Origin of the sequence: Pseudomonas vanderleydeniana, assembly GCF_014268755.2 — a bacterium.
Taxonomy (GTDB): domain Bacteria; phylum Pseudomonadota; class Gammaproteobacteria; order Pseudomonadales; family Pseudomonadaceae; genus Aquipseudomonas; species Aquipseudomonas vanderleydeniana.
The window spans coordinates 5,250,590-5,265,113 of record NZ_CP077093.1; the positions used below are offsets into that span (position 1 = coordinate 5,250,590).

The following is a 14,524-nucleotide window of genomic DNA, read 5'->3' on the forward strand; positions in this document are numbered from 1 at the left end:
GTTCTCCCGCTATGCGATCAAATTATCGATTTCCTCCGCAGTAAGACGTTTGAGGGCAGCCAGCGATTTAGCCAATTCATCCTGTGCCTGGTCACTTTGACCGGTTTTCTGCCGGACCGCGCAACTGAAGTCCGCCAGCACCGGCAGCTCGAACAACTCGTTGAGCGAGACCTCGACATGCAGTTGGTCACGAATGCGCACCATCACCTGCATGACCAGCAGCGAATGCCCGCCCAGCTCGAAGAAGTTGTCGTCCATGCCCACCCGCTCGACCTTCAGCACGTCAGCCCAGATAGCGGCCAACTGCTGCTCCTGCTCGGTCTGCGGCGCCACATAGTGGTGCTGCAACAAGCTGACGTCCGGCTTGGGCAAGGCCCTGCGGTCGAGCTTGCCGTTGGCGGTCAGCGGCATGCGCTCCAGTACCACCAGGTGCGTCGGCACCATGTACTCCGGCAGGTGCTCGCGCAGATGCTCCTTGAGCTGCTCGCGCAACGCCGGGACATCGTCCGCCGTCCAGCCGCTGTCCCTCGGCACCAGGTACGCCGCCAGCTGCCGGCCGCCAGGGCCGTCGATATCGACCACCACGGCCTCGCGCACCGCGCCATGCTGCTGCAGGCGCACCTCGATCTCGCCGAGTTCGATACGGAAGCCGCGAATCTTCACCTGGTAGTCCGTGCGCCCGACGTACTCCAGCACGCCATCGGCAGCCCGGCGACGAACCAGGTCGCCGCTACGGTAGAGGCGCTCGCCCGGCGTCAGGCCGAACGGGTTGGGCACAAAGCTCAGTGCCGTACGCTTCGGATCGCCCAGGTAGCCACGGCCAACTCCCAGGCCGGCGATATGCAGTTCGCCCGTGGCGCGCTCCGGCATCGGTTCGAGCAGATCGTTGAGAACGCTCAGCCGGTTGTGATCGGTGTCCAGGCCGATCGGCAGGTAGGCACGCTCGCGGTCCTGCAACTGCACCCGGTGCAAGGCCACGTCGTCGGAACATTCGGCCGGGCCATAGGCGTTGATCAATGGAATATCGGGATACTGGCGCAACCAGCGCTCAGCCAGCGCCGGGGCCATCGCCTCGCCCGTGGTCAACAGATAACGCAGGCTCGCCAACCGCGCCACGGGCTGGTCGAGCAGCCCCTGGATCAGGGCCGGCACCACCTCGAGCACGGTGATGCCCGTCTGCTCCACATGCCTGAGCAGGGCGGCCGGGTCCTGGACGATGGGCGAAGGCACGATCTCGACGCGGGCCCCGCAGAGAGCGGCGGTCAGCAGTTGCCAGACGGAAATGTCGAAACTCTGCGAAGCGGTCTGGGCGATCACATCCTGCTCGGTCAGTCCCAGGTAGGGCACCTTGCTCAACTGGTTGTTCAGCATCCCGCCCTGCTCCACCATCACGCCCTTGGGCAGGCCGGTGGAACCCGAGGTAAAGATCACATAGGCCAGGTGACGAGCCGTGACCAGAGGCAAGGCCGCCGGTGGTGCGGCGGGCGCATCCTGCTCCAGCACCTGGTCCCAGACCAGCAGCCGTGGCCGGGCCTGGTCGTCGATACGCGCGAGCAACTGCCCGGCCAGTTCCCGGCAACCATGGCTGCAGACCAGCACACGGCTGCCGCTGAGGGTGAGGATATCCGCCAGCCGCTGGGCCGGCAGCGCGGGATCCAGCCCAAGGTAACCGGCGCCGGCCTTGAACCCGGCGACCACCATGCCCAGCAGGGGCAGGCCGCGCTCACCGAGCACCGCCACCAGGTCGTCGGCCAACACCCCGGCAGCCTGCAATGCCTGGGCCATGCGGGTACTGTGCCGATCCAGCTCGGCGTAGGTCCAGCCCTGCCCCTGGCAGGTCGCCGCCACCTGCTGTGGCACCCGCTGCACGGTCCGCTGGAACAGCTGTGCATAACCCAGGTCGAGATCGCCAGCGGGTGTGTCGCCCGCATCGTTGCCCGGCGCCAGCGGCGTCTGCAATGTCGCCACCAGGTCCTGGAAGTCCAGCTCGATACCCTCGGCAAACGCCTGGAGCACCTCACGCAAGTCAACGAGCAGGCGCTCGACGGTTGCCTGTTCGAACAGACGCTGGTCATAGGACAGGTGCAGGCCCAGGCTGGAGCCTGGGTAGATCACCACGGTGATCGGATAGTTGGTGTGGGTCCGCGAGGAACCGGACTCGATCTTCAGGCTATCGGCCTGTTCGCCGATGCTGTCCTCGATCGGCGCGTTCTCGAACACGAACAGGCTGTCGAACAGCGCCTGGCCCTTGCCGACCTCGCTGCCACCCTGGATGGTCACCAGGTGCAGGTGCTCATGCTCGCGCAACTCGAGGTTGTGTTCCTGCAACCCCTGCAGCCAGGCCTTGACCGTCTGCGGGTTCTGCGCGCCGGGAATCCGCACGCGTAGCGGAATACTGTTGATGAACAGCCCGACCGTGGCCTGCATCTCGGGGAACTCCACCGGACGCCCGGAAACCGTGACCCCGAACAGTACGTCGCGATCACCGCTGTAGCGGTGCAGCACCACCGACCAGGCCGCCTGCACCAGGGTGTTGAGCGTCAGCTGGCTGGACTGGGCGATCCGGGACAACTGCCGGGTCTGTTCGTCACTGAGACGCGTCAGGCAGTCACCGGTCGACGAGGTCCCGGCATCGCGACTGATCAACCGGTCGAACGGCAAGGCGGTCGGCTGCTCGAAACCGGCCAGCTCACGTTCCCAGAATGTCCTGGAAGCCTGCTCGTCGTGCCCCTGCAGCCAGGCGATGAAATCCCGGTAGCGCGGTGGCAGCGGCAGGTGCGTGGTACGACCCTCGACCTCGGCCGCGTACAGTTCAAAGAACTCCGCCACGATCCCCATGCGGCACCAGGCATCGAGCAGGATATGGTGATTGCTCAGGACAAAACCATAGCGTTGCGGCCCCAGCTGGATCAGCCGCAGGCGGAACGGTACTTCGCCGGCCAGGTCGAAGCCCTGTTGCAGTTCGGCGCTCAGTTCGGCATTCAGGCGGGCCTCGTAGTCGGCGGCGTCCACGCCTTGCCAATCCATGAAGCGGATATCCGGGGCGACATTGCGCCGCACGATCTGCACGATCGTGTCGCCGATATCCCAGCAGAACGAGGTGCGCAACACCTCATGCCGTTCGACTACCGTGCACCAGGCACGGGTGAAGGCCTCACGGTCGATATCATGGTCGATCAGGTAGCAGTACTGCATCAGGTAGATGCCCGAACCGGCTTCGCGCAGGGTGTGCAGCAACAACCCTTCCTGCATCGGCGACAGCGGATAGATATCGGCAATGTCCCGCGCTGCCACCGGCAGGCGCTGCAGTTGCTCACGACCCAGGCGAACCAGCGGGAAGTCCGATGGCGTCACGCCCTGGCCGGCACCTGCGGCGCAGTGGACGATCAGCGCCTCCAGCTCCCGGGCATACTCGTCGGCCAGGTGCTGCAGGGTGGACGTGTCGAAGACCTCGCGACTGAACTCCCAGTGCAACTCCAGTTCGCCGCCCTGTACCTGGCCATTGATGCTGATCAGGCTGCCCAGCGGTGCGGCCTGGTCCTGGCCCTGGCCGCTGTCCTCGCCAGCGAGCTGGAACAAGCCATTGTCGCGATCACCGCCCTGCTCGACCTGGCCCAGGTAGTTGAAAACGATGCTGCCCTCGGCCAGGCCTTGCAGGGCCTGGCGCGCCGACGGCGTACCGAGGTAGCGCAACAGGCCGTAGCCGATGCCCTTGTTCGGCACCGCACGCAGTTGTTCCTTGATGGCCATGATCGAGCCACCCAGCGAATCCTCGGGGCTCAACCGGACCGGGTAGAGGGTACTGAACCAACCGCTGGTGCGGCTCAGGTCCAGCCCTTCGAACAGGTCTTCACGACCGTGCCCTTCAAGGCGGATCAGCGCATCGGGCTGCCGCGTCCAACGGCTGATGACCCGCGCCAGGGCAGTCAACAACAGGTCGTTGATCTGGGTGCGGTAGGCCGCAGGGGCCTGCTGGAGCAACTGCCGGGTCAGCTCGGCGCCCAGCCGCGTCTGCACGGAGGCGACATGGCGCCGCTGCTGGCCGCCGTCGGGACGGTCGCAGGGCAAGGTATCACTCACACCGCGCAACTGCTCCTGCCAGTAGGCCAGCTCCTGCTCCATCAGCGGGCTCCGCGCATGCTGGTGCAAATGCTCGGCCCAGGTCTTGAGCGAGCTGCTACGGGCCGCCAGTAAGGGCGGCTGGCCCTGGGCAATGGCCGTGTAGGCCGTTTGCAGGTCCTCCAGCAACACGCGCCAGGACACACCATCGACCACCAGGTGATGGATCACCAGCAACAGGCGTTGTTCACCAGCCGGCAGGTTCACCAGCACCGCACGCAGCAACGGCCCTTGCGCCAGGTCCAGGCTGCGCTGTGCCTCGTCCAGCAGCCCGGCCAGTTCGGCGGACGACGACAGATCGCGCACCCACAGCATGCCGCCGGGCTGATCCGCCCGGTAGAGGGCCCGCCAGCCGTCGGCCTGCTCCTCGAAGTTCAGGCGCAGGCCGTCGTGTTGCCCGACCAGGGTCGACAGTGCCTGCTCGACATGCGCGGCATCCAGGGCTTCACGGGCCTTGAGCAGCACCGACTGGTTCCAGTGATGGCGCTCGGGGATCTGCGTTTCGAAGAAGCGCATCTGGATCGGCAACAACGGCTGCTCGCCGCTGACCTGTTGCGGCGCCTCGACGGCGGCCTTCTTCTCGATCAGCTTGGCCACCGTCGCCAGCTGGGCGATGGTCTGCTTCTCGAACAACTGCTTGGGACTGAGCTTGATGCCCTGGCGCTTGGCCCGGGCGATGATCTGCAGGCTGAGGATCGAGTCGCCGCCCAGCTCGAAGAAGTTGTCCGTGCTGCCGACCCGCTCCAGCTTGAGCACATCGGCCCAGACGGCGGCCAACTTCTCCTCGATCTCGCCAACCGGCGCGACATAGCGCTGCTGGGTCGCGCCCGGCACGGGCAGTGCCCGCTTGTCCAACTTGCCGTTGGCGGTCAACGGCAGGCGCTCCAGCATCAGGATATGCGCCGGTACCAGGTACTCCGGCAGCCCGGCCTGCAATTGCTGGCGCAAGGTTTCGCCACTCAGGCTGGCGCCTTGCGCGGCCACGCAGTAGGCCACCAGTTGCAGGCGCGTGGCATCACTTTCCAGGGGCAGTGCGAGCACCACCGCTTCGGCCACGCCCGCAAGCCCCAGCAGCCACTGGGCGACTTCTCCCGGCTCGACCCGGTAGCCGCGAATCTTCACCTGGTCGTCGGCGCGCCCCAGGTATTCCACCTGGCCATCGACCCAGCGCGCCCGGTCACCAGCCCGGTAAAGGCGTTCGCCCTGGCGCGATGCGGGATCGGGCACGAAACGCTCGGCGGTCATGGCCGCACGCCCCAGGTAGCCCTGGGCCAGGCCCGCGCCCCCCAGGTACAACTCACCCGGCACACGCTCGGCCACCGGGTTCAGGTAGGCATCCAGCACCTGCGCGCGGTCGTTGGCCAGCGGCAGGCCGACCGGTACGCTGCGACAACCGTCCAGACGCTCATGCACTTCGTGGGTCAGGATGCCCACGGTGGTTTCGGTCGGGCCGTAGTGGTTGATGATCCGGCAGTCCGGCGCCAGTTCGCGGACCTGCTCGATCAGCGCCCAACTGCTGGCTTCGCCGCCGAGGATCAGCAACTGCCGTGGCAGCACATCCGCCGCACGACCGGCCTGCAACAGGCCCTGCAAATGACTGGGGACGATCTTCAGCACATCGACCCGGTGTTCGTGCATGTAGGCGGCGAAGCTGTCCGGGTCGAAGGCATGCTCATGGGACATCAGGTGCAGCAACCGGCCGGTGGCCAGGGCACCGAACAGCTGGGTATGCCCCAGGTCCGCGGCAATGGTCGAAACCAGCGCCAGGCTCGCGCCGGGTGCCAGTTGCAGGCGCTGCAACACCGCCTGAACGTAGTTGGCCAGGCCACGCTGGCTGATCAGCACGCCCTTGGGCTGCCCGGTGGAACCGGAGGTGTAGATGATATAGGCCGGCTGTTCGGGATCGACCGCCAGGCCGAGTGCCGAATCGTCCTGCACGGCCCACTGCCCCTCGACCGGAGCCAGCGCCGGGCACACACCCAGGCCGGCCGCCAGGCTATCGCCCGGAGCGTGGATCAACAAGGCTGCGGCACTGTCCTTGAGCAGTTGTTGCAGGCGCTCGACCGGCTGGCGGTTATCCAGCGGCAGGTACACCGCACCGGCCTTGAGCACCGCGAGCAGGCTCACCACCCAGTCGATGGAGCGTTCCTGGCACAGCGCGACCACGGCCCCGGCCGCAATGCCCTCGACCTGCAGCAGGCGCGCCAGTTGGTTGGAGCGGCGCTCCAGCTCGTCATAGTCGATCACTTGCGTCCCGCAGCGCAGCGCCGGCTTGCCATGGCCGGCCTGCAGGCCCTGCTCCCAGAGCGCGAGGAAATCGCTGCAGGGGAACGGTGCCTGGGCGGCGGCCGGGTAATCGGCCGCAACGCCTGGCTGCTCCAGCAAGGGTGCCTGGGCGGCATCGACCATCTGTTCCAGCACCTGCTGCCAGGCCTGGGCCAGGCGCTCGATGGTGCCGGCCTCGAACAGGTCGGTGGCGTAGGTGAACTCGGCCTCGATCCCCTCCGGGGTATCGGTGAAGTCCAGGGCCAGGTCGAAACGGGCATCGGCCACGCCGATGGCGAAGGCCTCGACGCTCAGGGCCGACTGTACCGGAGCACTTTTGCCGCGTGCGGCGAGCACGTTCTGGTTGATCTTGACCTGGAACAGCGGGTTGTGGCTCAGGTTGCGCTCCGGGGCCAGGGCATCCACCAGTTGTTCGAACGGCAGTTCCTGATGGGACTGCGCACCACTGACCACCTGCTTGACCTGCTCCAGCAACTGTTCGAGGCTGTCACGCTCATCCACCTGGATGCGCAGCACCTGGGTATTGATGAAGAAGCCGATCAGCCCTTCCAGTTCCTCGCGATTGCGTCCGGCATTCGGCGCGCCGATGCGGATGTCCGCCTGGCCACTGCTGCGTGCCAGCACCACGGCCAGGGCCGCCAGGGCCTGCATGAAGACGGTCTGGCCATTCTGCCGGGCCCGGGCCTTGAGCTGGGCCGAGAGTTGCGGCGGCAGGTTGGCGTGGACGATGGCCCCACGATGACTGGCCACCGCCGGGCGCTCATGGTCCAGCGGCAGCTCCAGCAGTGGCTGCTCCTCGCCCAGTTGCTGCTTCCAGTAGGCCAGTTGGCGCTCACCCTCGCCGGCTTCCAGCCAGGCACGTTGCCAGATCGCGTAGTCGGCGTACTGGATCGGCAACGGCGCCAGCCCTGCCGGTTGGCCGCTGACTTCGGCCAGGTAGAAGCGGATGAACTCCTGCACCAGCAACTCGCCCGACCAGCCGTCCGAGACGCTGTGGTGCATGCACAGGGTCAGCACGTGCTCATGCTCGTCCAGGCGCCAGAGCCGAACCCGCAGCAACGGCCCCAGCAGCAGGTCGAAGGGGGTGGCCAGTTCGGCCGCCACCCGCGCCTGCAGGCGCGCCTCGCGGGTCTCGACAGGTTCAACGGCGATGTCCACGCGCTGCAGGAGCACCTGCGACTCGTCAAGGACTTCCTGGTGGAACTCGCCCTCGACCGAGACGAAGCGGGTGCGCAAGGCCTCGTGGCGGTGCACCAGCAGGGCCAGGGCCCGGCCCATCGCCGCCTCGTCCAGGATTCCCGTCAGGCGTACCGCCATCGGCACGTTATAGGCGCTGTTTTCCGGGTCCAGCTGCCAGAGGATCAACATCTGCTGCTGGGCGTAGGACAGCGGAATCCGCGGGACATCATGGCGTGTCTCGGCGATCGGCAACAGCTTGAAGCTCTGCCCGGTCTCGCTCATCTTCTGCAGGATCTGGCGGCGCTGTTCCAGCGGCAGGCCGACGAAGCGCTGGGCAATCCGTTGTGCTGTGGTCTTGTCCATCTCAGGCCTCCGCCATTTCGTTCATCATGCGTTCGATGTCGGACAGCCCGTCATCGGTCAGGGCCAGGCCTGCGTCTTCAAATGCTTGGGAAAATTCGTTCAATTGCGGTTTCTCGAAAATAAGTCGCAGAGGAATGTCGACGCCAAGACTCGAATGAATCCTGGAGATCACCTGGGCCGCCAACAGTGAATGGCCACCCAGCTCGAAGAAGTTGTCGTGCAGTCCCACCCGCTCGACCTGCAGTACCTCGGCCCAGATCGCGGCCAGTTGCTGCTCCCGCTCGTTGCGCGGTGCCACGTAGTCCTGCTGCCAGAGACTCGGGTCCGGCTTGGGCAGTGCCTTGCGGTCCAGCTTGCCGTTGGGGGTCATGGGCATCTGCGCCAGGACCAGCAGGTGAGCCGGGACCATGTAGTCCGGCAGGCCCGCCTTGAGGTAGTCACGCAGTTGTCCACGCAGGGCCTGCCGGGTAGCGGCATCCGCCGTGGCCAGCGCCGGATCGTGCGGTACCAGGTAGGCCGCCAGCTGCTTGCCGGACGGTCCATCGATATCGATCACCAGGGCCTCGCGAACCTGTGCATGTTCCTGCAGGCGCGCCTCGATCTCGCCCAGCTCGATACGGAAGCCACGGATCTTCACCTGGTGGTCGATGCGCCCCACGTACTCGATCAGGCCCCCGTCGCGATAGCGGGTGACGTCACCGGTGCGGTACAGCCGGCCACCACCCTGCTCGTCGAACGGGTCCGGGATGAAACGCTCGGCGGTCAGCGCCGGCCGCTGGTGGTAACCACGAGCCAGCAACGCGCCGCCGATCAGCAGCTCCCCATTGCCACCCTGCACCGCGGGGTTGAACGCCGCGTCGAGGATGTACATGCGCCGCGCGCCCAGCGGCCGGCCGATCGGCATCAGCACCGGCCGGGGCAGCTCGCCACGCACGTAGGGCGCGCATTCCAGGTAGCTGGCGGTGATGGTGGTTTCGGTCGGGCCATAGGTGTTGAGCAGGCGGATGTGTTCGAGACCCGCCTGCTTCCACAGGTTGATACCCTCGGCCGGCATTGCTTCGCCGGTGGCGCTGACCTGGCGCAGCGCACCGAAGTCGCGTAGCCCCAGGCGACAGAAGTCCTGGGCCAGCAGGTACCAGTAGGCCGTGCTCAGGTCCGCCACGGTGATACCCGAACGCAGTACCTCACGCTGGAAGGTGGTGCTGTCCCAGACCTCGTTGCCCCGCACCACCACGCCCGCCCCACGGCACAGTGCCGGGAACAGCTGCTCGACGAAACCATCGAAGTTCAGGGTGGAGAACAGCAGCACGCGGTCTTGCGGCACCAGGCGGAAATACTCGATCGCCACCGGGCAGTGGGCACTCAGGGCGTGGTGTTCGATAGCCACGCCCTTGGGCTTGCCGGTGGAGCCGGAGGTGTAGATCACATAGGCCAGGTTGTGCAACCGGGCCAGGCCTGGCAGTGGTTGCTCGTCGTAACCCCGCAGCCAGTCCGCGGCCTGGTCCAGGCACAACACCGGCAATCCCGCCGGCACCGGCAGTTGTGCCAGCAACGGGCTGTGGCTGAGCAACAGGCGAATGCCGCTGTCCTGCATCATGTAGGCCAGGCGGTCCTCGGGGAACTCCGGGTCCAGCGGTACATAGGCACCCCCGGCCTTGAGGATCGCCAGGAGCCCGACCACCATGTCCAGCCCGCGATCGACCGCGATCCCCACCGCCACTTCCGGACCGACGCCCATGTCCCGCAGCTTGTGGGCCAGACGGTTGGCCTGGCCGTCCAGCTCGCGGTAGCTCATCTGCAGCTCGCCAAAGACCAGCGCCACCGCATCGGGAGTGCGCCGCGCCTGGGCCTCGATCAGTTCATGCACGCACTGCTCGGCCGGGTAGTGACCCTCGATCCGGCTCCAGTCCTGCAGCACGCGCTGCGTTTCCCGGGCATCGAGCAATGGCAGCTCGGCGACCGCCTGCTCCACGCCGCCGCTGACGAGGGCCTGCAGCAGGTTGCGCCAATGCCCGGCCAGGCGCTCGATGGTGTCCGCGTCGAACAGCGCGGTGGCATAGGTCAGCGCCGCACGCAGGCCATCCTCGCTTTCGAAGGTGTCCAGGGTCAGGTCGAACTGGGCGGTAGGGCTGCCGCTGTCCAGCGCCTCGATCTCGAGACCCGGCAGCGGTCGCACGGCCCCCTTGAGTTCGGTCTGGTGGTTGTACATCACCTGGAACAGCGGACTGTGGCTCAGGCTGCGTTCCGGTTGCAGGGCCTGCACCAGGTGCTCGAAGGGCAGGTCCTGGTGAGCCTGGGCACCCAGGACCGCCTGCTTGACCTGCTGCAGCAGTTGGTCGAAACGGGTGTGCAGGTCGAACTCGGCACGCAGCACCTGGGTATTGACGAAAAAGCCGATCAGACCTTCGGTTTCCACCCGGCTGCGGTTGGCCACCGGCACGCCAACGCGGATGTCGTTCTGTCCCGAATGACGATGCAGCAGCGCCTGGAACGAGGCCAGCAGCAGCATGAACAGGGTCACACCCTGCCGCCGGGCCATACCCTTGAGTCCCTCTACCAGGGCACGATCCAGCTCGACCTGGGTACGGGCACCGGCATGGCTCTGCAACGAAGGTCGAGGCCGGTCGGTCGGCAGTTCCAGCACCGGCTGGTCGCTGCCCAACTGGTCACGCCAGTAGGCCAGTTGCCGTGCCTGCTCGCCGGCTTCCATCCAGTCACGCTGCCACTGGGCATAGTCGGCGTACTGGAATGGCAGCGGCCTGGACTGCGGCGACTGGCCCTGGCTGAAGGCCACATAGGCCTCGATCAGCTCATCGACCATGATGGGCATCGACCAACCGTCAGACACGATGTGGTGCAGCGTCACCACCAGTACATGGCGTTCCTCGCCAAGGCGGAACAGGCGGGCACGCAGCAACGGCCCCTGCTGCAGGTCGAAGGGGGCCAGCACTTCGTGGTCGATGCGGGCCGCCAGGGATGCGCTGTCAGCGCCCTCCAGCAGCTCGATCGGCAGCTCGAAGCTCGCCACCGGATGCACCACCTGCACCGCCTCGCCATCCTGCTGGGCGAAGGTGGTGCGCAGGCTTTCGTGACGTGCGACCAGGGCCTCGAAGCTGCGGCGCAGTGCCGGCGCATCGAGGCGACCGTTGAGAGCCAGGGCGGCAGGAATGTGATAGGCGCTGTTGTCCGGTTCCAGTTGCCAGAGGAACCACTGGCGTTGCTGGGCATAGGACAGGCGCAGGGGTGCCTGGCGATCGGCGGCGACGAACGCCGGCGCGAACGTGCCGTCCCCCTGCCCGGCACTGGCGGCAAAGGCGGCCAGGTCGCGGGTTTCGAACAGGCTGCGCAGCTCCACGTCGATGCCCAGGGCCTGACGCGCGCGGGCGATCACCTGGGTTGCCAGCAGCGAATGCCCACCCAGCTCGAAGAAATTGTCGCCCAGGCCGACCCGCTCGACCTTTAGCACCTCGCTCCAGATCGCCGCCAGTTGCTGCTCCAGCGCGCTACGCGGCGCGACATAGGCCTGCTGCAACAGCGCGGTGTCGGGGGCCGGCAGGGCCTTGCGGTCGAGCTTGCCATTGGCGGTCAGCGGCAGTGCCGGCAAGAGCATCAGGTGGGCCGGAACCATGTAGTCGGCCAGGTGCAGCTTCAGATCGTCGCGCAACGCCACGCGTAGCGCGGCCTGGCGCTCGGCATCGGCCAGCAGGGTCGCATCGCTCGCCACCAGGTAGGCCACCAGTTGCCCGTCCAGGGCCAGTACCGCAGCCTCGCGAACCTGGTCATGCGCCTGCAGCCGCGATTCGATTTCACCCAGTTCGATCCGGAAACCACGGATCTTGACCTGCTGGTCGCGCCGGCCAATGTAGTCGATCACCCCGTCGCTGCGCATGCGCGCCAGGTCGCCGGTGCGATAGAGCCGCCCACCCTGCGGGTCGAAGGGGTTGGCGACGAAGCGCGTAGCCGTCAGCCCCGCCTGGTTCAGGTAGCCGCGCGCCAGGCCCGCACCGGCAACATACAACTCGCCGATGCAGCCCGTTGGCGTGAGGTTCAGTGCGTCATCCAGCAGATACCAGGACAGGTCGACGATCGGCTCGCCGATCGGGCTGCCCGCCGCCTGGTCGAGGTCGGCCAGCGACAATGGCCGATAGGTCACGTGCACGGTGGTCTCGGTGATGCCGTACATGTTGACCAGGGTCGGCGAGTGCTCGCCGAAGCGCTCGAACCAGGGGCGCAGGCTCTGCACCTCCAGGGCCTCGCCACCGAAGATCACCTGGCGCAGCGCCAGTTCACGCGGTGATGCCAACGCTACCGCCATCAGCGACTTGAAGGCCGAGGGCGTCTGGTTGAGCACCGTCACGCGCTCCTCGCACAGCAACGCGTGGAAGGCCTCGGGCGAACGGCTGACCTCGTGCGGCACCACGACCAGCCGGCCGCCATGGAGCAAGGCACCGAAGATTTCCCAGACCGAGAAATCGAAGGCGTAGGAATGGAACAGCGTCCAGCTGTCCTGGCTGTCGAAGCCGAACCAGTGCTGGGTGGCGTCGAACAGGCGCAGCACGTTGCGGTGGGGCAGCAGCGCGCCCTTCGGCTTGCCGGTGGAACCGGAGGTGTAGATCACATAGGCCAGGTTATCGACGTCGACCCGCGCCAGCGGGTTGTCCTGCCGGCCCTCCACGTCAGTGGCCCCCAGGTCCAGGCACTCGACATCCAGCGGCACCGGCAGGCGCTCCAGCAGATGCCCCTGGGCCAGCAGCAGCTTCAGGCCACTGTCCGTGATCATGTAGCGCAGGCGTTCCTCGGGGTAGGTCGGGTCCAGCGGCACGTAGGCACCACCGGCCTTGAGCACCGCGAGCAGGGCCACAATCATCTCCAGCGAACGCTCGGCCGCAACCCCCACCAGCACATCGGCGCCCACCCCACGGGCGATCAGCCGATGGGCCCAGCGGTTGGCCCGGGTATTGAGCTCGGCATAGGTCAGTCGCTCACCGGCGCAGAGCACGGCGACGGCGTCCGGATGCCGTTCGGCCTGCTCCTCGATCAGCTGATGCAGGCAACGCCCGACCGGGTGCACCTGCGGTGCCGGGTTCCAGCGCGCCAGCACCTGTTGCTGTTGCGTGGCGTCCAGCAGCGGCAATTCGGCGATACGCTGGCGCGGATCACTGACGATCGCCCGCAGCAGGCTCGCCCAGTGCTGCAGCAAGGCTTCTACGGTCGCCGGCTCGAACAGGTCGGTGGCGTACTTGAATACCGCCTCGATGCCATGGGGCTGCTCGTGGGTGTCGAGCACCAGGTCGAACTGGGCGGTCTGGCTTTGCCACTGCAGCGGCTCGATGCGCAGGCCGTCCAGGTCGGTACCGGACTTGAGCCGGCTCTGCGCCTGGTGATTGAACATCACCTGGAACAGCGGGCTGTGGCTCAGGTTGCGACCCGGCTCCAGGGCCTCGACCAGTTGTTCGAAGGGCAGGTCCTGGTGGGCCTGGGCCTCCTGCACCGTCAGCCAGACCTGGTGCAGCAGTTGCTCGAAGGACTGTTGCCCGTCGACCTCGGCCTTGAGCACCTGGGTATTGACGAAAAAGCCGATCAGGCGCTCGACCTCAGGTCGTTCGCGATTGGCCACCGGCACGCCGACACGGATATCGGCCTGGCCACTGTAGCGATGCAACAGGGCCTGGAATGACGCGAGCAACACACTGAACAGGCTGACACTCTCGCGCCGGGCCAGGGCCTTGAGCCCGTCGCTGAGCGCCAGGTCCAGGGTCAGGTTGCAGCTCGCCCCGGCAAAACTGCGGGACACGGGACGAGGATGGTCGGTCGGCAGCTCCAGCACCGGCTGCTCACCACCGAGTGCCTGCTGCCAGTAGGCCAGTTGGCGCTCCTGCTCGCCCGCCTCCATCCAGTGACGCTGCCACAGCGCATAGTCGGCATACTGGATCGGCAGGGCCGGCCATTCCAGAGGCAGGCCCTGGCTGAGGCTCTGGTAGCACTGCACCAGCTCCTCGATCATCACCTGCAGCGACCAGCCATCAGCGACGATGTGGTGCAGCGTCAGCACCAGCACGTGCTCGTCGTCCGCCACCCGCAACAGCGCGGCCCGCATCAACGGCCCCTTGCGCAGATCGAAAGGTGCCTGGCTGTGTTCGAGCACGAACGCCTGGACCCGCGCGTCACCCTCGCCCGCGGCCAGGCGCTCGACCGGCAGCTCGAACGCCCCGCTCGGCAGCACCACCTGCAGCGGCTGGCCGTCGGTCTCGGTGAACACCGTGCGCAGGGGCTCGTGACGCGCTACCAGAGCCTGCAGGCTGCCCTGCAACGCGGTCACATCGAGCCGCCCCTGCAGGCGCAGGGCCATGGCAATGTTGTACGCCGCACTGTGCGGCGCCCATTGCCAGAGGAACCACTGGCGCTGCTGAGCGTAGGACAGGCGCAGCGGCTCATCAGCCGCACGCTTGAACACCGGCGCGATCTCGAACAGGTTGATGCCCTTCTGCTTGAGCAGAGTGGCCAACCCCTTTCGCTGCATCGCCGAAAGTTGCCCTACCGACTCGATTAACTCCTGCACGCCTTGTTCCCTCTCAAA

At 66.7% G+C, this 14,524-nt stretch carries 2 protein-coding genes; both read right to left on the reverse strand.

Annotated elements, in window-relative coordinates:
• Positions 1 to 9: 9 nt before the first annotated feature.
• On the reverse strand, positions 10 to 7,947 hold the full coding sequence (locus tag HU752_RS23540; RefSeq protein ID WP_186687546.1) for a non-ribosomal peptide synthetase: 7,938 nt from the start codon (positions 7,945 to 7,947) through the stop codon (positions 10 to 12).
• Between the two features lies 1 nt (position 7,948).
• Entirely contained in the window at positions 7,949 to 14,506 is a 6,558-nt protein-coding gene (locus tag HU752_RS23545) for a non-ribosomal peptide synthetase (protein WP_437182282.1), read from the reverse strand.
• Positions 14,507 to 14,524: the final 18 nt, after the last annotated feature.